This window comes from Polaromonas sp. P1_F6 (genome assembly GCF_056405695.1).
Genome location: NZ_JBFUBQ010000003.1, coordinates 266,441 through 286,011, shown reverse-complemented (window position 1 = coordinate 286,011; position 19,571 = coordinate 266,441). Strand labels below are relative to the sequence as shown.

At 64.1% G+C, this 19,571-nt stretch carries 18 protein-coding genes; 9 read left to right on the top strand and 9 right to left on the bottom strand.

Translation table 11 applies throughout. The features are described 5' to 3' along the window. Positions 1-144 precede the first annotated feature (144 nt). Positions 145-1,107 (bottom strand): Bug family tripartite tricarboxylate transporter substrate binding protein, encoded by a 963-nt coding sequence (locus AC1DY9_RS11010; protein WP_477666511.1) that lies wholly within the window; start codon positions 1,105-1,107, stop codon positions 145-147. 259 nt (positions 1,108-1,366) lie between these two features. On the opposite strand from AC1DY9_RS11010, the gene AC1DY9_RS11005 reads away from it, so the two are divergent. Beyond that, positions 1,367-2,095: a hypothetical protein gene (locus AC1DY9_RS11005; RefSeq protein ID WP_477666510.1), complete on the top strand. Its 729-nt coding sequence runs from the start codon at positions 1,367-1,369 to the stop codon at positions 2,093-2,095. Between the two features lie 23 nt (positions 2,096-2,118). Here AC1DY9_RS11005 and AC1DY9_RS11000 read toward each other — a convergent pair whose 3' ends face one another. Then, a complete protein-coding gene (locus tag AC1DY9_RS11000) occupies positions 2,119-2,952 on the bottom strand; it encodes an aldo/keto reductase (protein WP_457281307.1) in 834 nt (277 codons plus the stop codon). Positions 2,953-3,108: 156 nt separating this feature from the next. Here AC1DY9_RS11000 and AC1DY9_RS10995 point away from each other — a divergent pair, with 156 nt between their 5' ends. After that, positions 3,109-3,420, top strand: a complete 312-nt coding sequence (locus AC1DY9_RS10995; RefSeq protein WP_457281308.1) for a cupin domain-containing protein — start codon at positions 3,109-3,111, stop codon at positions 3,418-3,420. A 28-nt stretch (positions 3,421-3,448) separates the two neighbouring features. Here the strand turns inward: AC1DY9_RS10995 and AC1DY9_RS10990 are convergent, their stop codons facing one another. Then, entirely contained in the window at positions 3,449-4,522 is a 1,074-nt protein-coding gene (locus tag AC1DY9_RS10990; RefSeq protein WP_477666509.1) for a DUF6352 family protein, read from the bottom strand. A 12-nt stretch (positions 4,523-4,534) separates the two neighbouring features. After that, positions 4,535-4,687: a hypothetical protein gene (locus AC1DY9_RS10985; protein ID WP_457281310.1), complete on the bottom strand. Its 153-nt coding sequence runs from the start codon at positions 4,685-4,687 to the stop codon at positions 4,535-4,537. A 174-nt stretch (positions 4,688-4,861) separates the two neighbouring features. Here AC1DY9_RS10985 and AC1DY9_RS10980 point away from each other — a divergent pair, with 174 nt between their 5' ends. The 6 genes from AC1DY9_RS10980 to AC1DY9_RS10955 all read left to right on the top strand — a co-directional run bounded on the left by AC1DY9_RS10980 (position 4,862) and on the right by AC1DY9_RS10955 (position 12,587). Further along, a complete protein-coding gene (locus tag AC1DY9_RS10980; protein ID WP_477666508.1) occupies positions 4,862-7,252 on the top strand; it encodes a DUF6600 domain-containing protein in 2,391 nt (796 codons plus the stop codon). Positions 7,253-7,797: 545 nt separating this feature from the next. Then, on the top strand, positions 7,798-8,571 hold the full coding sequence (locus AC1DY9_RS10975) for an ABC transporter ATP-binding protein (protein ID WP_477666507.1): 774 nt from the start codon (positions 7,798-7,800) through the stop codon (positions 8,569-8,571). Continuing rightward, positions 8,572-9,276 carry an ABC transporter ATP-binding protein gene (locus AC1DY9_RS10970; RefSeq protein WP_457281313.1) on the top strand — a complete coding sequence of 235 codons (705 nt, stop codon included), beginning with the start codon at positions 8,572-8,574 and terminating at the stop codon, positions 9,274-9,276. A 77-nt stretch (positions 9,277-9,353) separates the two neighbouring features. Continuing rightward, positions 9,354-10,547 (top strand): ABC transporter substrate-binding protein, encoded by a 1,194-nt coding sequence (locus AC1DY9_RS10965; RefSeq protein ID WP_457281314.1) that lies wholly within the window; start codon positions 9,354-9,356, stop codon positions 10,545-10,547. 172 nt (positions 10,548-10,719) lie between these two features. Continuing rightward, entirely contained in the window at positions 10,720-11,604 is an 885-nt protein-coding gene (locus tag AC1DY9_RS10960) for a branched-chain amino acid ABC transporter permease (protein WP_457281315.1), read from the top strand. Between the two features lie 2 nt (positions 11,605-11,606). Continuing rightward, entirely contained in the window at positions 11,607-12,587 is a 981-nt protein-coding gene (locus AC1DY9_RS10955; RefSeq protein WP_457281316.1) for a branched-chain amino acid ABC transporter permease, read from the top strand. A gap of 114 nt (positions 12,588-12,701) precedes the next feature. Here the strand turns inward: AC1DY9_RS10955 and AC1DY9_RS10950 are convergent, their stop codons facing one another. Beyond that, on the bottom strand, positions 12,702-13,724 hold the full coding sequence (locus AC1DY9_RS10950; RefSeq protein ID WP_477666506.1) for a GlxA family transcriptional regulator: 1,023 nt from the start codon (positions 13,722-13,724) through the stop codon (positions 12,702-12,704). Positions 13,725-13,845: 121 nt separating this feature from the next. On the opposite strand from AC1DY9_RS10950, the gene AC1DY9_RS10945 reads away from it, so the two are divergent. Further along, positions 13,846-14,493, top strand: coding sequence for a cysteine hydrolase family protein (locus tag AC1DY9_RS10945; protein ID WP_477666505.1), 648 nt, complete (start codon positions 13,846-13,848; stop codon positions 14,491-14,493). 28 nt (positions 14,494-14,521) lie between these two features. On the opposite strand, the gene AC1DY9_RS10940 is transcribed toward AC1DY9_RS10945, so the two are convergent. From AC1DY9_RS10940 to AC1DY9_RS10925, 4 genes are all read right to left on the bottom strand, one after another. Beyond that, positions 14,522-15,388, bottom strand: coding sequence for a transglutaminase-like domain-containing protein (locus tag AC1DY9_RS10940; RefSeq protein ID WP_457281319.1), 867 nt, complete (start codon positions 15,386-15,388; stop codon positions 14,522-14,524). 357 nt (positions 15,389-15,745) lie between these two features. After that, positions 15,746-17,194 (bottom strand): ATP-dependent RNA helicase DbpA, encoded by a 1,449-nt coding sequence (gene dbpA, locus AC1DY9_RS10935; protein WP_457281320.1) that lies wholly within the window; start codon positions 17,192-17,194, stop codon positions 15,746-15,748. Positions 17,195-17,217: 23 nt separating this feature from the next. Next, positions 17,218-18,498, bottom strand: coding sequence for an alpha-hydroxy acid oxidase (locus tag AC1DY9_RS10930; protein WP_457281321.1), 1,281 nt, complete (start codon positions 18,496-18,498; stop codon positions 17,218-17,220). A gap of 7 nt (positions 18,499-18,505) precedes the next feature. Next, entirely contained in the window at positions 18,506-19,477 is a 972-nt protein-coding gene (locus AC1DY9_RS10925; RefSeq protein WP_457281322.1) for a Bug family tripartite tricarboxylate transporter substrate binding protein, read from the bottom strand. Positions 19,478-19,571 lie beyond the last annotated feature (94 nt).

Here is a 19,571-nt window from a genome sequence, read left to right as displayed (position 1 = left end):
CTATAGATGACTAGATCATGTCATGCGTCCCCGCATCTGTTCTCAGGGTTTTCACGTAGTTTTCGGGACCAGGAGCGGCCTTCTCCGAAAAAAAAAGCGGCGCCCATCAGGGCGCCGCCTCTTTGCGGAGAAGCAGCGAACCACTTACTCGATGGTCGCGCCGGAAGCCTGCACAATGCCCTTCCATTTGAGGTAGTCGCTCTTGAGCAACGCGGAGAACTGCTCGGGCGTCATGTTTTGTACCTCAGCGCCTTGCGCGTGAATGGCCGCCTTCATTTCGGGTGTGGCCAGCAGCTTGTTGACCTCGGCATTGACCGTGGCAACGATGTCTTTGGACGTGCCGGCCGGCATGAAGAGGCCATACCAGGTGCTGACGTCAAAATCCTTGTAGCCCAGTTCGGCCACCGTGGGCACATCCGGCAGCGAGGTGCTGCGGCGGGCCGAGGTGACGGCCAGCGGGCGCAGCTTGCCCGATTTGATCTGGGCGATGGCCGAGGGCAGCGAGGACACCATGAGGTCCACATTGCCCGCCAGCACATCCATCATGGCCGGGTTGGAACCCTTGTAGGGCACGTGGCGCAGCTTGATGTTGGCCGCGCCGTTAAAAATCTCGCCCGCCAGATGGATGGTCGTGCCGTTGCCGGGCGAACCGTAGGTGATGGAGTCAGGCGCAGCTTTGGCTGCCGCCACCACGTCGGCCAGCGTCTTGAAGCGCGACTGCACGCCCGTGACGATCACGACCGGCGTGTAGGCGACGTGGGCCACTGCCACCAAATCCCTGGTCGGGTCGTAGCTCAGGTTTTTGTACAGCCAGGGGGCAACAACCAGGTTGTCCTTCTGGCCCATGACCATGTCATAGCCCGTGGGCGCTGCGCGTACGGCCTCTGCAATGCCGATGGTGCCGCCGGCGCCGCCGCGGTTATCGGGCACCACGGTCCACTTGCTGGCCTCCGCCAGTTTGGTGGCCACCAGGCGTGACAGGATGTCGGTGCCGCCGCCGGGCGGGAACGGAACGATCAGGCGGATCGGCTTGGCCGGGTATGTTTGGGCCTGCGCGGCACAGAGCACGAGCGCGAGGGCAATGAACGACAAAAACTTGCGAAGCATGGGGGAAGGTCTCCTTATGGGGCTTGCCAAGCATAAGGCGAATGAAAAAGACGCACTCGCTTGCAGCCGGTTTGACCTTCAATTTTATTCGCCGGCCTGTCTATACAACATGGCGGTGTAGCGAGGCCGGACCGTGATCCGCGGGGTCCGGCGTCTCGATCGGCGATGCCCTGGGCGGGCTGCAGCGCCTGCCATGCACCACCAGCGCCCCCGCAAGCGCCGCTTATGATCAGCCCTTTAAAAAATAAGAGGGCCTTGCATGTCATCAAACTCTTCTGCCGCGCCGTCCATGGTGCGCACCGGCGCCAAAGCCGGTGTGGCGTTTGCCAGTTCTGTCGCCATGGGAGGTTTGCTGGCTTTCCTGCTGGGCGGTGGCGTGTTCTTCTTCTACCTGAGCCGGCTGTCCGGCCCTGGCATGCCCGCCGCTGCGCATGCAGGCGGCGCCGGCGCCATCCTCGCCTTGCTGTTTTCACCGCCCTTGCTGGTCAGCATGCTGCTGCTGGCCTTTGTTCCGATTTACCTGATGCTGGGCGTGGCGCGTGGCCGCAGCCGGGCCATACAACAAGTCGTGACGGGTCATGGAGAGGCCATGTCGCAGCGATTGACAGACGCGATTGCCGGACGTATCGAGGCCATGCCGCGAACCAAGGGTGCACTCGAACGGGTGTCAGAGATGCTGTCGGCCGATGCCATTGGTCAGCAATTGGCGCCCGTGCTGGGCCAGGGACGCGCCGTGCGCGGCATGATCAATTTCGTGGTGAACCGCCTGCCGCTGGCTGATGTACTGGCGCAATGGCAGCAGGCCCGCGCCGCCGAGGCCGCACCTGCGCCAGCACCAGGTTCGCCTGACCCGGTGTTGCGCACTCTGCTCGCGCAGCGTATTGGCCAGACGCTTCAGGATGCCGCTACGCCTTCCCGCAAGCCGCTCTACATCGCCATGGCCGTCCAGGCGGCCTTGCTGGCAGCAGGGATGTGGCTGACGCGTTGACACGCGTTGACCCCTGGAAAGGTCTAGATCATCTCCAGCGAGGTGGCGCGGGAAGGCGGCTTGAACAACACATCCAGTGCAGCCAGTTGTTCATCGCTGAGCCGGATTTGCGCCGCCGCGGCGTTCTCGCGCAGCCGTTCCGGATGGCCCGTTTTGGGAATGGCGATGACGCCGTCCTGCGCCAGCACCCAGGCCAGCGCCGCCTGGGCGGGTTGCATGCCGTGGCGCACGGCGAAGCCGGTCAGGCCTGCATGGCGCAGAAGGCGCGCCTGCTCGATCGGTGAATACGCCATGACCGGCACGCTGCATTCGCGCAGCCAGGGCAGCAGATCCCACTCAATGCCGCGGCGCGTGAGGTTGTACAGCAGCTGGTTGGTTTGCACGCCCTGACCGCCGGGCACTTGCCACAGCTCCTGCATGTCGGAGAGGTCAAGGTTGCTCACGCCGTAATGACGTATCTTGCCGGCCTTTTGCAGCGCCATCAAAGCCTGCATGGTTTCGGCCAGCGGAACCGAACCCCGCCAGTGCAACAGATAAAGATCGATGCGGTCAGTGCGCAAACGGCGCAGGCTGCGCTCGCACGCGGCCACTGTTCCCGCCTTTGAGGCATTGTGCGGATACACCTTGGTGACGATAAAGGCTTCGTCACGCCTTCCCTGCAGCGCCTCGCCAACGAGTTCTTCGGCCAGCCCCTCACCGTACATTTCCGCGGTATCAACCAGCGTACAGCCCAGGTCCAGGCCCAGCTGCAGAGTCGCGAGTTCGTCGGCGCGCCGCGCCGGCACGTCGCCCATGTTCCAGGTGCCCATGCCCAGGGCGGGAACGGCTTCGCCGCAGGGAAGCAATACGCTTTTCATGCAAAGCATCTTAGCGCCGCGCAGTCCCGAACGGCGCATTTCAGTGATGCGGATACGGAATCAATGGCCCCCGAAGAATTCATGGTTCCGCCGGCCCCGCGACGTAGCATGGCGGAGCTTTCACTGCGCCAGCGCGCTCACCTGATGGAGACCGACATGAAGATCATCCGAAGCAAGGATTTCACCGCAGCACGCGCCTGGGGCGCGGTGACGGTAGCCAACATGCAGGGCATCACCACCCGGCTGCACTGGACCGACAAACCCTACAAATGGCATATCAACGAGGGCGAAGAAGTGTTTGCGGTGCTCGATGGCCGCGTGGAAATGCGCTACCGCGACAACTGCGGGCAATGCTCCGTGATGCTGGAAACCGGCGACATCTTTTTCGCGAGCGTGGGCACCGAGCATGTCGCCTCACCGGTGGGCGAGGCCCGCGTGCTGGTGGTGGAAGTGGAGGGCAGCGACTGAAACGATCCGGCTTGATCCGCGCACGCCCCTAGGACGCTGCAGGCAGCAGCGGCAGGTTCACCAGCAGGTTTTGCGGCTTGAGCCTCACCACCCCGTCGGCGTTCATCATCAATCCCAGGTACACCGGCTTGCCCGCCACATCGCTGCGCATTTCCCGCGTGTCCACAAATTCCAGCCGGAACAGGCTGACCAGGCGCTGCAGCCGGTCGGGCGCAACGTCCATTCCCTCATACAGGTCATTGAGCAAGGCTGTGGACTCCACGTCCAGCCCTACATGCCAGCGCCAGGCTTCATCGTCCACTTTCTGCACCGGCCGGATGGTGACTTCAACGCCGAGAAAATGCTTCACCCACTTCTGCAACACGCTTGCCAGCGCCTTGAGGCCTGAGCGGGCGCGCACCATGGTGAAGACCAGGCCGTGGCTCAGGTCGTTGCTGACCTCATGCGTCAGGTCCAGCAGAAAACGGTGGCGGCCCGGCTGCTGCCAATACGTGAAAACGTTATCGTCATTGAGCACCTGCAGTTCAACCACGGGCACCGGCGCCTTGGCCTCCGCCAGGAAGCGGCCGAAGTCGCCCACACCGCCGGTCTCATTGAACATGTCGATCACTTCCTGGTCGCCGCTTAGCACCTGGCCGTCCTGCGTACTGATGCGCTGGGGGCGAAACAGTATTTCGGCGGCGCGCACTTCATATGCGTCGGTGGAACCCTGCAACACATTGTGGACAACCGCCTGGGCAATCAGGTCGATGAACAACGGCGGTATGTCGATGCGGCCCGTTCCGTCTCGCGGGAACAGGCCCAGGTAGTACGCCTCCAGCGTGCCGGCGGCGAGCAGTCCATCGCGAAAGCGCAAAAACAGGTTGTAGTTGTCACGCGCATCCGCATCTTGCAGGGCCGCCAATTCGGCGGGCTCTACCGGTCGGGAGGGTGCAGCCACCAGCGCGGCGTGCAGGGCACGTTCGGCATCGCATGACTCGGCCACCGGCGCGAGTTCGGGCCGCGCGAGGAAGAGCCGCAGATAGTCGTCGGAGGGTGCGAGCCAGCCGCGTGCGTTGCGCTGGAGCCGGGAAAAGCCGCTGGAAGGCCAGAAATCTTGCATGGGGCAATCGTCTCATATTGCACGCGCCATTTTTTCGCCGCAGTCCTGTCGCTCCTTTTTTGATAGCTGCTTGCGCCCATCTGCATTGGCCTGCAGACATTTTTCTCTAACAAAAGTGTCATTAACAGAACGATCGGCCGCTGCAGGCATTACATCCCGTTTCATTCCAGCCTTCTGTTTCGCAATCTTTACCGCCTGTTAGCACTCCATCCATCGTCACGCACGTTGTACTGGGTAAGGTCTCCTCATCAGGCGGCGATCACGATGCGATCACGACGGTTACGTCAGCCCGCCTTCCAGTCCATCCATGTCCCGCAAGACAGGAAGAGAGCGTTCAACATGACAGCAATCGACACCGGCGACACAAACGTGTCCCATACCGATCACATGGCCTTCCGGCCTTCGCACCTTTACGGCTACCTCACGCTGCTGGCCTTTGCAGTCCTGCTGGCATTGCTGCAGCCCGTTGCCTGGGCGCAGGAGCCTGCGCCTCAGGGCGCCCAGTTGGATCCACCCGGCCGGGTCGCCCGGCTTAACCTGGCCGAAGGCGCCGTGAGCTTCGCACCGGGTGACGGCAACAACCCGGCAGGAGCGTCGGCCTGGACACCCGCCGTGCTGAACCGGCCGCTGACAGCCGGCGACAGGCTGTGGACGGGCCCCGGCGCCCGCTCGGAGCTGTACGTGGGCTCTACCGCGCTGCGCATGAACGGCCAGACCAGCCTGGATTTCCAGGCACTGGACGACAACACCACCCAGTTGCGCCTGGCCCAGGGCACGCTCAAGCTGCGCGTACGGGCCCTCTATGAAGGCCAGCGGCTGGAAGTGGATACGCCCAACCTCGCGTTTGTGGTGTCGCAGCCAGGTGACTACCGGCTGGACGTCGACCCTGCCGGCAACACGACGCGCGTGGTGGCCCAGTCGGGCAGCGGCGTGATCTACGGCGACGGCGTCGCCCCTGTGACACTGGAAAGCCGACAGCAGGCCAACTTCAGCGGCACGCAGCTCACCCCGGCGGCACCGGGCGCCGCACAGCAGGACAGCTTTGATCTGTGGGCCGCTGACCGCGACCGGCGTGAAGACCAGTCAGTTTCAGCGCGTTACATACCGCGCGAAACCGTGGGCTACCAGCAGCTCGACAGCTATGGCACCTGGAGCCAGGACCCGGGTTACGGCGCCGTCTGGATACCGCGCGCCGTGCCCGCCAATTGGGCGCCCTACCGCGTCGGCCACTGGGCCTGGGTTTCGCCCTGGGGCTGGACCTGGGTCGATGACGCGCCCTGGGGGTTTGCGCCGTTTCACTATGGCCGCTGGGCACAGATCGGCCCGCGCTGGGCCTGGGTACCGGGCCGGCTGGCACCGCGCCCTGTCTATGCGCCCGCCCTCGTCGCTTTTGTGGGCGGCAGCAGCGGCGGTGTGAACTGGAATATCTCCATCGGTGGTTCACCGCGGCCCGGTGTGGGCTGGTTCCCGCTGGCGCCCGGCGAAGCCTTTCGCCCGGCCTACCGCGTGAGCCCGCGCTACGTCACACAGGTGAACCACAACATCGTGGTCAACAACACCGTCAACGTGACCAACATTTACCGCTACCAGCGCCAGCCTGCAGCGGTGACGGCTGTCAGCCGCGAGGACTTCGAGCGCGGCCGGCCGGTGCACGGCAATCCCCACCGGCTGAGCAGCGCCGACCTGGGCCGCGCACAACTCGTGGCCGACCGCGGCGCCCTGCCGCAGCGCCCGAATCCGTCGGAGCTGCACGCGCAGCAGCGCCCCGTGGCCGCCGCCGCATTGCCGCCGCCCGCCGTGGCCACGCGGCCGGTGGTCAGCAGCCGCGACGACCGCGGGGATGATCGCCGGGACGGCCGGCGCGATAACAACAACCGGGACGAGCACCGCGCCGGTCCCGCCGCCGGCAGGGACCACGACGCCCGGTCACAAGCCGCCGCTCCCGCTTCCCCCGCCGCGCCTGTCGGCGCAGCGCCAGCCGCACGGCCCTCGCCCGCACCGGACCGCAGCGCCCTCGAGGCCAGCCAGCGCGCGCAACGCGAGCAGCAGCGCCAGCAGCAGGAGCAAAAAGAACGCCTGCAAGGCCCCCAGCTGGAACAGCAACGCCGCCAGGGCGAAGAGGCCATAGGCCAGCGCGCCCTGCGCGAGCAAGCCCAGCGCGATGCGCGGGCCCGCCAGGAAGCGCAGGAACGCGCCCAGGCCGCGGATGCCAATGCCGATGCACGCGCCAACGCCGACCGCCATGCCGCCGAACAGGCCCGTCGCAGCCAGCAACAAGCGCAGCGCGAACAGCTGCGCCAGCAACAGGAACAACGAGAAAAGCTTCAGGGTCCCCAGCTGGAACAGCAGCGCCGTTCCGGTGAAGAATCCATAGGCCAGCGCGCCCTGCGCGAACAGGCCCAGCGCGACCAGGAAAACACCCGCCAGCAACAGGCCGCGCAAAGACAGCAGCAGCAGCAGCAGCAACACCAACAGCAACTGCAGCAACAACAACATTTGCAACAACAGCAGCATTTGCAACAACAGCAACAACGTGCGCAGCAGGAGCAGCAGCGCCAGGCCCAAGCCCAGGAACAACAACAGCGGCGGCAACACCAATTGCAGCAACAGCAGCAGCAACAGCAGTCACAACGCGACGCCACCCCAGACAAACCGTCCCGCCAGGCCGACGCAACCAATCCGCGCGGCCAGCGCGGCGAAGGCGGCCCAGGCCGCAACCGCGAGCAATAAAAAAGCCAATACGGGCGCCGGTTTCCTACCGGAGGGGGCACTCTTCATCAAGCAGGGGCCGCGGAACCGGCTTTGCCGGGCAGAACAAGCCCACCCCTGTCCAGGCTCACTTCGTGTAGCCTGCTCCCCCTCAAGGGGGCGGCGCCTAGGGCCGGCAAAGCCGTACCCTCGGCCCCCGTTTGGTTGGGCCCGCTGAACTCTTAAACCAGCAGGGGCCGCGGAACCGGCTTTGCCGGGCCGCAGGCGCAGCGCCCCCGAGGGGCTGGAGCCCGCGGCTCCAAGCCTGCCTGCGCAGGCTTGGACGGGCGACAGAGGCGAAGCGTCTCGCAAGCTGCGGCCTGCAAGGCCTCGCGAACCACACGCAATGGGGAGCGTGGGGGCTTTAGGGGATCACGCAAAACTACTTAAGGGTCTGACCCGGTACCGCCTCGGAGGGTGGGTGGCTAGGATGACCACCTGTGTTTCACGGGTTCGCGCCTGCTGCCGCATCAGCCGCCGCGGCACCTTGCGCCCGTGATATCCAACCCATCTTCCGGAGAACCAATTTGTCAGTGGAGTTCATTCTCGAAACACGAGGGCTGACCAAGGAATTCAAGGGATTCGTGGCGGTCAACAACGTGGACCTGAAAGTCCAGCGCGGGCATATCCATGCGCTGATCGGGCCCAACGGCGCCGGCAAGACGACTTTCTTCAACCTGCTGACGAAGTTCCTCATCCCCACGCGCGGAAGCATTGTCTACAACGGTAATGACATCACGTTTGAGCAACCCGCGCAGACCGCGCGGCGCGGCATCGTGCGGTCATTCCAGATCTCTGCGGTCTTCCCGCACATGACGGTGCTGGAGAACGTGCGCGCCGCCTTGCAGCGCAACCTCGGCACCTCGTTCCATTTCTGGAAAGCGGAAGACACCCTGTTTCACCTGCATGGCCGTGCTCGCGAGCTGCTGGCCGAGGTCGACCTCAGCGACTTCGCCGACGAGCTCACCGTGAACCTGCCCTACGGCCGCAAGCGTGCGCTCGAACTCGCCACCACGCTGGCGCTGGAACCCGAACTGATGCTGCTGGACGAACCCACGCAGGGCATGGGCCACGAAGACGTGGACCGCGTGACGCAGCTGATCAAGAAAGTCTCGGCCGGCCGCACCATCCTGATGGTCGAACACAACATGAACGTGGTGTCGTCGATCGCCGATCGCATCACGGTGCTGCAGCGCGGCGCCATCATTGCCGACGGGCCTTATGCAGAAGTGTCAGCGAATCCGTTGGTGATCGAAGCTTATATGGGCACAGCGAACACCGAGCTTCAAGGGGCGCACTAGATGACCAAAGAGCTCCTCAAGATAGAAGACCTGCACGCCTGGTACGGCGAGTCGCACATCTTGCATGGCGTGAACCTCAGCGTCAACGAAGGCGAAGTGGTAACACTGCTGGGCCGCAACGGCGCCGGCCGCACCACCACCATGCGCGCCATCGTCGGCATGACGGGTGCACGCAAGGGCTCGATCCGCATCAACGGCGAAGAAGCCATCAAGCTGGCGCCGCACAAGGTGGCCCGGCTGGGCGTGGGCTACTGCCCTGAAGAGCGCGGCATTTTCGCCAGCCTGACAGCCGAAGAAAACCTGATGCTGCCGCCCACCATAGCGCCCGGCGGCATGAGCCTGGACGAAATCTACGCAATGTTTCCCAACCTCAAGGAACGCGCCAGCAGCCCCGGCACGCGGCTGTCCGGCGGCGAGCAGCAGATGCTGGCCGTGGCGCGCATTTTGCGCACAGGCGCGCGCCTCTTGCTTCTCGATGAAATTTCCGAAGGCCTGGCGCCGGTCATCGTGCAGAAGCTGGCAGAGATGATCCTCACGCTCAAGGCCAAGGGTTACACCATCGTGCTGGTCGAACAGAACTTCCGCTTCGCCGCGCCGCTGGCCGACCGCTTCTATGTCATGGAGCACGGCCGCATCGTCAAGCAATTTGCGCAGTCCGAGCTGACACAAAACATGGGCATGCTGCAGGAATACCTCGGCGTCTGAGGCCGGGTGCGCCGAATCCCTTTTCAGTCCTCATTTGGTCCCCCCCAGTTCACCCCCCATCCATAACAGGAGACATCATGAAACTCAAAGCACTTGCCGCCGCACTCGCCCTTGGCCTCACAGGCGCAGCCTTCGCACAGAACACCGGCCCGATCAAGATCGGCATCATCACCGACATGTCCAGCCTTTACGCCGACATCGACGGCCCCGCCGGCGCTGAAATGCTGAGGTGGGCCGTGCAGGATTTCGGCGGCAAGGTCCTGAACCGCCCCATCGAAGTGCTGAGCGCCGACCATCAGAACAAGGCCGACGTTGCATCATCCAAGGCGCGTGAGTGGATCGACAAGGATGGTCTGCAGATGCTGATTGGCGGCACCAACTCCGGCACGGCGCTGGCCATGTCCAAAGTCACCACCGAAAAGAAAAAGCCCTTCCTCGTCATCGGCGCCGGCTCGGCCCGCCTGACCAATGAAGACTGCTCGCCCTACACCATCCACTACGCCTACGACACGGTCTCGCTGGCCAAGGTCGCCGGTTCCGCGCTGGTCAAGGCCGGCAACAAGAGCTGGTACTTCCTGACCGCCGACTATGCGTTCGGCTACTCGCTCGAAGGCGATGCCTCCACCGTGGTCAAGGCCAACGGCGGCACCGTCGCCGGCACCGTCCGCCATCCGCTGAACGCCTCGGACTTTTCGTCTTTCCTGCTGCAGGCGCAGTCTTCCAAGGCGCAAATCCTGGCACTGGCCAATGCCGGCGGCGACTTCACCAACGCCATGAAGGCCGCCAAGGAATTCGGCATCGGCAAGACCATGAAGGTTGCCGGCCTGCTGGTGTTCATCAACGACGTGCACTCCCTGGGCCTGGCCAACACCGAAGGCCTGCAACTGGCGGACAGCTGGTACTGGAACCAGGACGACGCCTCGCGCAAGTTCGCCAAGCGCTTCTTCGATAAATACAAGCGCATGCCTTCCAGCCTGCAGGCGGCCGACTACTCCGCCACCCTGAGCTACCTGAAGGCCGTGCAAACCGCCGGCACGACCGATTCCGACAAGGTCATGAGCACGCTCAAGGGCATGAAGATCGAAGACTTCTACAACAAGGGCCAGATCCGCGCCGACGGCCGCATGATCCACGACATGTACCTGTATGAAGTCAAGAGCTCCAAGGATTCGGGCACGCCATGGGACTACTACAAGACCATCGCCAAGGTGCCTGGCGAGCAGGCTTTCACCACGGTGGCCGAATCCAAGTGCTCGGCTCTCAAGAAGTAAAGCATCACTGCAACTGCGCAAACGTTGAACTGACGAAAAAACAAAAAACGGGGTAGAACGAGGGTTCGATCCAGCCGGTCATTTCGCAGAAATGCAGAATGACCGGCTGCTTCTTTGAAAAACCCTTGCGCTCCCGCCACAACTCACGGTATCGGTGTCCTGACAGGTTCCCATGGAAATTTTCGGTATTCCCCTGCAAGCGTTTATGGGCCAGCTGATGCTGGGCCTGGTCAATGGCGCCTTCTACGCCATGCTGAGCCTGGGGCTCGCGGTGATTTTCGGCCTGCTGGGCATCGTCAACTTTGCGCACGGCGCGCTCTACATGCTGGGCGCCTTCGCCGCCTGGATCATGCTGGACCAGTTCGGCATGAATTACTGGTTCGCGCTGGTGTTGGCGCCGCTGACGGTCGGCATTCTCGGCGTCATCATTGAGCGGCTCTTCCTCAAGCATCTGTACAAATTGGACCCGCTCTACGGCCTGCTGCTGACCTTCGGCCTGGCGCTGGTGCTCGAGGGCGTCTTCCGTGAAATCTACGGCGTCTCGGGCCAGAACTACAACGTGCCAGACCTGCTGGCCGGCTCCATGGACCTCGGCTTCATGCGCCTGCCCATCTACCGCGCCTGGGTAGTCGTGGTGTCGCTGGTAGTCTGCCTGGGCACCTGGTTCCTGATCGAACGCACCCGGCTGGGCGCTTACCTGCGCGCCGGCACCGAAAACGCGCCGCTGGTGCAGGCCTTTGGCATCAACGTCCCCATGATGGTGATGCTGACCTACGGCGCGGGCGCCGCCCTGGCAGCCCTGGCCGGCGTGCTGGCCGCGCCCATCATCCAGGTCAACCCGCTGATGGGCTCCAACCTGATCATCGTGGTCTTTGCCGTCGTCGTGATCGGCGGCATGGGTTCCATCCTCGGCTCGGTCATCACCGGCCTGGGCCTGGGCATCGTCGAAGGCCTGACCCGGGTGTTTTATCCTGAAGCGTCCAACATCGTGGTATTCGTCATCATGGTCATCGTGTTGATGTTCCGGCCCGCCGGCCTCTTCGGAAAGGAAGCCTGACCATGAGCGCCCTCTCCACCAAAGCCGCCAACATGCTGCGCATCACTTACCTCGTCCTGCTGGCTTTTGCGCTGGCTGCGCCCTTCCTGGGTCTCTACCCGGTGTTTGTGATGAAGCTGCTGTGCTTTGCGCTCTTCGCCTGCGCCTTCAACCTGTTGCTGGGTTTTACCGGCCTGCTCTCGTTCGGCCATGCCGCATTCTTCGGCTCTGCCGCTTATGTCACCGGCTGGTTCATCAAGTCGCAAAACTGGACACCCGAACTGGCTCTGCTGGCCGGCGCGGTGGCGGCCGGGCTGATCGGCCTGCTGGTCGGCCTGGTGGCCATCCGCCGCCAGGGCATTTATTTCGCCATGATCACGCTGGCGATTGCGCAGATGGTCTACTTCGTCTGCCTGCAGGCGAGCTTTACCGGCGGCGAGGACGGCCTGCAGGGCGTGCCACGCGGCAAGCTGTTCGGCCTGCTGCCGCTTGAATCCGACGTCACGCTGTATTACGTGGTGGTGGCGATTTTTGTGGCCTGCTTTCTGTTCATCTCGCGCATCGTGCACTCGCCCTTCGGCCAGGTGCTCAAGATGATCCGCGAAAACGAACCCCGCGCCATCTCGCTGGGCTACAACGTCGACCGCTACAAGCTGCTGGCCTTTGTGCTGTCGGCCGCGCTGGCCGGCCTGGCCGGTTCGATGAAGACCCTGGTCATGGGTTTTGCCACGCTGTCGGATGTGCATTGGTCCATGTCGGGCGAGGTCATCCTGATGACCCTGCTGGGCGGCGTCGGCACTTTCTTCGGCCCGGTCATGGGCTCGGGCATCGTGATCGCGCTGCAGAACCTGCTGGCCGACAAGGTCGGCTCCTGGGTCACCGTCATCATCGGCGCGATCTTTGTGCTGTGCGTGCTCGCCTTCCGCAAGGGCGTGATCGGTGAGTTGCAGGCCTTCCTCGAACGCCGCCGCGCCGCGGCCAAGGCTGCCGCGGCAAAACCCTGACCGGCAGGGCCGGGCGGCCGTCCCGTCCGGCTGCTTTTAAAGTCCTTCATTTGCTATTATTTTAATAGCTGCTTGCGCTTGTCACCATTGGCTAACAGCCTCATTTTCTCAACATCAGTCACCCCGGAACTCGCGCCGGTACATCGACGGCGAGGTACCAAGCGTCGCCGCAAAGTGCTGCCGCAGGGATACCGCCGAGCCGAATCCCGCATCCAGGGCAATCTGCTCCATCGAGCGGCCGGTTGATTCGAGTTGCCGCTGCGCCAGCGCCAGGCGCTGGCTGGTCAGCCACTGGCCCACGGTGGTCCCGGTGATGTGCCGGAAATGCCGGGTGAAGGTGCGCCGGCTCATCAGGGCACGCGCCGCCAGCGTGTCGAGGCTGTGGGGCTGGCGCAGGTTTTCCTGTACCCACGCCAGGATGGCCGACAGCCGGTGGTCGGAGCCTGTGGCAGGCAGGGGTTGCTCCACATACTGCGCTTGGCCGCCCTGCCGCTGCGGCGCCACCACCATGCGGCGCGCCACCCGATTGGCGGTTTCTGCGCCGAAGTCCCGGCGCAGCAAATGCAGGCAGCAATCAATGCCGGCGGCCGTGCCTGCCGAGGTCAGCACGTCACCGTCGTCCACATACAGCACATCGGGCTGCAGCCTGACCTGCGGATAGCGCTCGGCAAAAGCCGGCGCCAGCGCCCAGTGCGTGGCGGCAGGCCGGCCGTCCAGCAAGCCGGCCTCGGCCAGCACAAAAGCCCCCAGGCACAGCCCGACGATGCGCGCGCCGCGCTTGTGCGCCGCACGCAAAGCCTTGAGCAGGGCTTCGGACGGCCGCTCCATCGGGTCCCGCCACGACGGCACCACCACGGTTTGCGCCTTGGCCAGCACGCTCAAGCTGTGCTCCACCGCAATGGTGAAACCGGCGGTCGTGCGCAGGCTGCCCGGCGTTTCGGCGCACACCAGCAGCCTGAAGCGCGGCAGGTCTGGCCCTGAAAAATCGTTGCCAAACACCATGCACGGCACGGAGAGGTGGAACGGACTGATGCCGTCAAACGCCACCACAGCGACCGTGCTGAGCTGACTTGTGGTGCGCGACTTGATGCGTGACTTGCCAGCTGTCGGCACCTGTGAAAGTGTGTTTTTCGACATGACCCGATTCTATCGAATATTGTCAATTGGGCCACTTTCATGAAAGCTCCCCCAGCCCAACAATCACACCATCAGCATTCGTTGATCACTTGATTCAGCAACAACCCGCAGGAGCAAACACATGGCCATCCCGAACTCAAAGCCCGCAGCACCACGCCGCGCCCTCGTCGTCATCGATGTGCAAAAGGAATATTTCAGCGGCGGCGGCCTGCTCATCGAATACCCGCCGGTGGAAAAAACCTTGCCCAATATCGGCCGCGCCATGGACGCGGCGCGCGCTGCGGGTATCCCGGTGGTGGTGGTGCAGCACAGCGAATCGGCCGCGTCGCCGCTGTTCGCCAAAGGCTCCCCCCTGTGGGAACTGCATGAGACCGTGGCGAGCCGCCCGCGCGACCACTACGTTGAAAAATCCTGGCCCAGCGTCTACACCGGCACCGACTTCGCCGGATGGCTGGAAAAAAACCGCATCGACACCCTCACCGTGATCGGCTACATGACACACAACTGCGACGCTTCCACGATTTTTGAGGCCACGCACCGCGGCCTGCATGTGGAGTTCTTGCAGGATGCCAGTGGCGCACTGCCGTATGCCAACGAGGCTGGCCGGGCCAGTGCCGAGGAAATTCACCGCGTTTTCAGCGTGGTGTTTCACTCGCGCTTTGCCGCCACAGGCTCCACCGACGCCTGGATCGCCGCGGTCCAGGCCGGCGGTCGGCTGGAGAAGAACAACGTCCTCGCGTCGAACCGCGCGGCGCTCGCAGCACGCTAGCAGCCAAGCCGGCTACCGACTCCCGTGCTCAAAGGCCGTCGGTCGAAAGCGCATGGTTCACGCGCTGCGGCACGACCAGTTGCCCATAGCCATCGGGCACAGCCTGGATGTGGATGATGGGTGCGCTGGACGTGACGCTGCCGAACAACATGGCAAAAGCCGCGTCGGCCGCATCACGGCCGGTGGCAAACCGCACAAAGCCCATGGGAATGGCGGTGCCTGACGGATCGAACAGGTACCACCGATGGCCCAGGTAAACCTCGACATAGGCATGGAAGTCGGTGGGGCCGAGCGCGGGGTCGGCGCCGTAATCAATGCCGGTGGCAAAACGCGCCGGCAGGTTGAGGGCGCGGCATAGCGCAATCATCAGGTGCGCGAAATCGCGGCACACACCGACGCGCTCCACCACCGTGTCGATCGCCGAGGTGCTGCCGTGCGAGCTGTTGGACTCGAAACTCACGCGCTGCTGCACCCACTGGCAGATGGCCTCTGCCCGGCTGTAGCCTTGCTGCAAATGACCGAACTCGTTGGAGGCCAGCTTCTGCAGCCGGTCGGACTGGCAGTAGCGGCTCGGGTAGATGTAGGGCAGCACGGCACCGGGAAGCTGGCAGACCGGCACCTCGCCCAACTCACCGGGCGCCGCTGTGTAGTGGTAAATGTCTACGGTGGCTTCATAGCGCACGCTCAGTGGGCCGGGCTGGGCCTGCAGGCGCAGGTAGCGGTTCCGGCTCGCCGGGTCGGTGTCGATGGTGAAGGGCACCGGCTGGCTGACCTGCAGGTTTTCGGCCTGCACGATCTGTTGCTGCGTGTGCGCCGCGTGGACGTTGAAGATGAAGTCGCCGCCCGGAGGCGCGACGTCGTAGTTGAGTTCGACGGAAAACTGGAGCCTGACCATGGATTCTTTCCTTGCCGTTGCGCAAGGGTCAGGCCTGGAGCAAGCCTGCCGCCGCGCAATCGTCAATCAATGAAGGGAGCCTCTCAGCGTGGCGCTCGCCGCAGGCGGGCACCTGCGCAAAAGCGCGCTGATCTGGGGTACCAGTCATTGTGGACCTCTTCGAGGCGGATACCGGCGATTTGCGGCGGTTTGCGGCTTTGGCGTCCGCCATGACCACGCGGCGTCCGGCTTGCGGGTGGCATGGGCGCCTACACGTCAGGGCTGCCGGCACGAATCAGCGCTCTCTTTGCTATAAATTTAATAGCTGCTCACGCAATTCAGGTATGGGCTGAGGCCGATTTGGTTTAAAAATCCAGGTCAACGGCCCTCAGGCTCGTCATCCAGCAGCCGCACCTTCACGCTTTTGCCCTTGACCCGCCCGGTGGACAGCTTGTGCAGGGCTTCGGCAGCAATCGCACGGTCCACCGCCACATAGGTGGAGAACTCGTTGACGTTGATCTTGCCGACCTGCTCACGCGTGAAGCCGGCCTCGCCGGTCAGCGCGCCCAGCACGTCGCCGGCGCGGATTTTTTCCTTGCGCCCGCCCACGATCTGCAGCGTCACCATGGGCGGCAGTAGCGGTTCATTGCTGGCGGGTGTCAGTTCGGTCAATTTGTGCCACTCGGATTCAGCCTTTTGCAGCACCTCGATTTTCCCGACATAACCCATCTCGTCCATGCTGGCCAGGCTGATGGCCCAACCCTCTTCATCAGCGCGGCCAGTGCGGCCGATGCGGTGGATGTGCACCTCGGCGTCGGGCGTCACGTCGACGTTGATGACCATCGCAAGCTGCGCGATGTCCAGGCCGCGGGCAGCCACATCGGTGGCCACCAGCACCGAGCAACTGCGATTGGCAAACTGCACCAGCACCTGGTCGCGCTCGCGCTGCTCCAGCTCGCCGAACAGCGCCAGCGCGCTAAAACCCTGCTCTTTCAAATAGGCCACCAGTGCGCGGCACTGCGACTTGGTGTTGCAGAACGCCAGCGTGCTGACCGGGCGGAAATGCCGCAACACCTGCGCGACGGCGCCCAGGCGGGCTTCGTCATGGTCGCTGTCCGGCACCTGGTACCAGCGCTGCTGGATTTTGGTTTTTTCATGCTGCGCCTGCACCGTGATGGTTTGCGGCGCCTTCATGAATTGCTGGCTCAACTTGGCAATGCCTTCAGGATAGGTTGCCGAGAACAGGAGTGTCTGCCGCTCTTTCGGGCACTGCTTGGCGACGGTGACGATGTCTTCGAAGAATCCCATGTCCAGCATGCGGTCGGCTTCATCGAGCACCAGGGTGTTCAGCGCTTCCAGGGTCAAATTGCCGCGCGCCAGGTGGTCCATGATGCGGCCGGGCGTGCCCACCACAATGTGCGCGCCGTTTTCCAGGCTGGCGGTCTGGTTGCGTAGCGGCACACCGCCGCACAGCACCACCACCTTGGTGTTTTCCTCGGCCCGCGCCAGACGGCGGATCTCGGTCGCCACCTGGTCGGCCAGCTCTCGCGTGGGGCACAACACCATGGCCTGTATGGCAAAGCGCCGTGCATTGAGGTTGGCCAGCAGAGGTATCGCAAAGGCGGCGGTCTTGCCGCTGCCGGTTTTGGCCTGGGCAATCAGGTCTTTGCCCAGCAGCGCCACCGGCAGGCTGGCAGCCTGGATGGGCGTCATGCTGAGGTAGCCGAGCTGCCGCAGGTTGGCCAGCACGGCGGCATTCAGGGGCAGGCTGGCGAAGTCGGTATTGCCGGCGGAAGAGGAGGAGGAAGGGGAAGGAGAGGAGCTCATCCCCCATTATCGGTGCCGGGCCTTCAGCGGCCTGAACCAGACTGCATTTGCAGCCCATGGCCACCATCCCTCGCGAGTGCCAGCTCGCGCAACTGTGCACCGTGTACTTCCGAAATGGAGGTCAGACCGAGCAGGCCCAGATCACGCTGGACTTCGTCGGCCAGGATGCGGATTGCATGGCGCACGCCCTCTTCGCCGGCGACGGCGGCCGCATAGTTGAACGGGCGGCCGACAAACACGAACCTGGCGCCAAGTGCGAGCGCCTTCAGGACGTCCGTCCCGCGCCGGATGCCGCTGTCCATCATGACCGGGAAGTCGGCGCCAACCGCCCGGACAACCTCGGGCAGTACGCGCAGCGGCGAGACCGTGCCATCGAGCTGGCGGCCGCCGTGGTTCGACACGATCAGACCGTCGGCGCCCATGTCCCGCACCTTGCGTGCGTCCTCGTGGTTCATGATGCCCTTGACCACCAGGGTGCGTTTCCACTTGCGGCGGATGAGGGCCAGGTGCTCCCAATCCAGGTGGTCCTTGGCGCCGAAGTCACGTGCCACCCGCGACGAGAGGATCGGAGCGCCACGGGTCGCGTACGAGTTCTCGAAGTGCGGCATGCCGTGCACCACCATCGTCCGCAGGAAGGTGCCGATCGTCCAGCGGGGGTGGGTGAGCCCCTCCCACGCCAGGTGCAAGCCCGGTCGCAGGGGCGTGGAAAAGCCTGCACGGATGTTGTTCTCGCGGTTGGCGAGCACGGCGGTGTCGACCGTCAGCACGAGCGTCTTGACGCCCGCACGGTCAACGCGGTCGATCAACGCCTCGATCTTGGCGGTCTCGCCCGGCAGGTAAGCCTGGAACCACGTCTCCGGGGCCGCGGCCATCACCTCTTCCAGCGGGATAAGTGAGGAGCCGCTCATGATCATCGGCACGCCCTCGGCCGCCGCTGCGCGGGCCTGCACGAGGTCGCCGCGATACGCGCTGAGCGCACTGATGCCCATAGGCGCGATGCCGAACGGTGATGCGTAGCGCCTCCCCAGAAGATCGACCGCCTGGCTGCGGCCGGACACGTTGCGCAGCACTCGCGTGATGAAACCGAACTCCGAGAACGCTGCGCGGTTATCGTGCAGCGAGGCCGAGTCTTCCGCTCCGCCGGCGATGTATTCAAAGAGCGGGCGCGGCAGGTGGCGCCGGGCGCCTGTTTCGAAATCCTGCAACGACAGGAATTTTCGCAAGCTCGGTACCGCGACGGGACGTGCTCCCGGTGACAGGCGCGTCACCCTCGGCACGGCCTCGGAAGAGGCGAATTGCGACATATGGAGATCAGTTCACCTGGATGTTTGCTTCGCGGATCACCTTGTCCCAAAGTCCGGTCTCCTTGCGGATCATGTCGGTGAGCTCGGCCGCGTCCGCAAGCTCGATGTCGACCCCCTGTTCTTCGAAACGCCTGGCCACCCCAGGGTCGAGCGACGCCTTCTTCATCGCCGCATAGAGGCGCGCGACGACGGGCGCCGGCGTTCCGTTGGGCGCGAAGATGGCATTCCAGCTCTTGTAGCCGAAGCCGCGAACGGTGTTCGAAATCAAGGGGATCCCCTTCAGAGGTACTGCGGCGCTGGGGGCGGTGAGGCCGATGACGCGCAGCGAGCCGTTCTGGGCCATGCCGGTGAACGAAGGCATGGTTCCGAACATCGCATGGATCTGGCCGGAGACAAGGTCCGTGGTCGCCGCCGAAGCCCCGCGGTACGGCACGTGCTTGATGTCGATCTGCGCGGCGCGCGCGAACAGTTCCGTGCCGAGGTGAGCCAATCCCCCGACGCCTGCAGAGCCGAAGTTCAGTTGGCCCGGATGTGCCCTGGCATACGCAACCAGCTCCGCGATCGTCTTGAACGGCATCTTCGCCGTCACCACCAGCACGTGTGGTGCCGTGGCGATCATCCCCACCGGCGTGAGCTGGGTCAGGATGTCCACACGCGGCTTCTGCAGCAGGGGTTGTGCCGTGATGTTGCCGGAGGCGGCGAAGAGCAGCGTATGGCCATCGGCCTTCGAGCCTGTCACCTTCTGCATGGCAGGCACGCCGGCGCCGCCGCCGGCGTTCTCGATGATGAAAGGCTGTCCCAGGGCGGCGCTCATGGCCTGGGCCAGATCGCGGCCGAGGACGTCCGTCGCGCCACCGGCAGCGAATGGAATCACCATCCTGGTCGAAACCGAAGAGGCGCCCTGCGCCCAGGCGCCGAACGCGGCGATTGCAGCCGCCGAAGCAAGGAAGCTACGGCGCCTGGCGTGCATGTTTGTCATGGAACGTGTCTCCTGGATCAAGGAGCGCATGATCCGAACAAAGATACAGGATAGGCAATGCGTTACGCCTGACGTAACGGTGCGCGGGCTTGAA

Bases quoted from the DNA above. Each gene is read 5' to 3' on its own strand.
- AC1DY9_RS10925 (WP_457281322.1), bottom strand. From the start codon at position 19,477: ATGACAAACATGCACGCCAGGCGCCGTAGCTTCCTTGCTTCGGCGGCT.
- AC1DY9_RS10950 (WP_477666506.1), bottom strand. From the start codon at position 13,724: ATGTCGAAAAACACACTTTCACAGGTGCCGACAGCTGGCAAGTCACGC.
- AC1DY9_RS10965 (WP_457281314.1), top strand. From the start codon at position 9,354: ATGAAACTCAAAGCACTTGCCGCCGCACTCGCCCTTGGCCTCACAGGC.
- AC1DY9_RS10980 (WP_477666508.1), top strand. From the start codon at position 4,862: ATGACAGCAATCGACACCGGCGACACAAACGTGTCCCATACCGATCAC.
- AC1DY9_RS10930 (WP_457281321.1), bottom strand. From the start codon at position 18,498: ATGTCGCAATTCGCCTCTTCCGAGGCCGTGCCGAGGGTGACGCGCCTG.
- AC1DY9_RS11005 (WP_477666510.1), top strand. From the start codon at position 1,367: ATGTCATCAAACTCTTCTGCCGCGCCGTCCATGGTGCGCACCGGCGCC.
- dbpA (WP_457281320.1), bottom strand. From the start codon at position 17,194: ATGAGCTCCTCTCCTTCCCCTTCCTCCTCCTCTTCCGCCGGCAATACC.
- AC1DY9_RS10940 (WP_457281319.1), bottom strand. From the start codon at position 15,388: ATGGTCAGGCTCCAGTTTTCCGTCGAACTCAACTACGACGTCGCGCCT.
- AC1DY9_RS10990 (WP_477666509.1), bottom strand. From the start codon at position 4,522: ATGCAAGATTTCTGGCCTTCCAGCGGCTTTTCCCGGCTCCAGCGCAAC.
- AC1DY9_RS10960 (WP_457281315.1), top strand. From the start codon at position 10,720: ATGGAAATTTTCGGTATTCCCCTGCAAGCGTTTATGGGCCAGCTGATG.
- AC1DY9_RS10970 (WP_457281313.1), top strand. From the start codon at position 8,572: ATGACCAAAGAGCTCCTCAAGATAGAAGACCTGCACGCCTGGTACGGC.
- AC1DY9_RS10955 (WP_457281316.1), top strand. From the start codon at position 11,607: ATGAGCGCCCTCTCCACCAAAGCCGCCAACATGCTGCGCATCACTTAC.
- AC1DY9_RS10995 (WP_457281308.1), top strand. From the start codon at position 3,109: ATGAAGATCATCCGAAGCAAGGATTTCACCGCAGCACGCGCCTGGGGC.
- AC1DY9_RS10985 (WP_457281310.1), bottom strand. From the start codon at position 4,687: ATGAAACGGGATGTAATGCCTGCAGCGGCCGATCGTTCTGTTAATGAC.
- AC1DY9_RS10945 (WP_477666505.1), top strand. From the start codon at position 13,846: ATGGCCATCCCGAACTCAAAGCCCGCAGCACCACGCCGCGCCCTCGTC.
- AC1DY9_RS11000 (WP_457281307.1), bottom strand. From the start codon at position 2,952: ATGAAAAGCGTATTGCTTCCCTGCGGCGAAGCCGTTCCCGCCCTGGGC.
- AC1DY9_RS11010 (WP_477666511.1), bottom strand. From the start codon at position 1,107: ATGCTTCGCAAGTTTTTGTCGTTCATTGCCCTCGCGCTCGTGCTCTGT.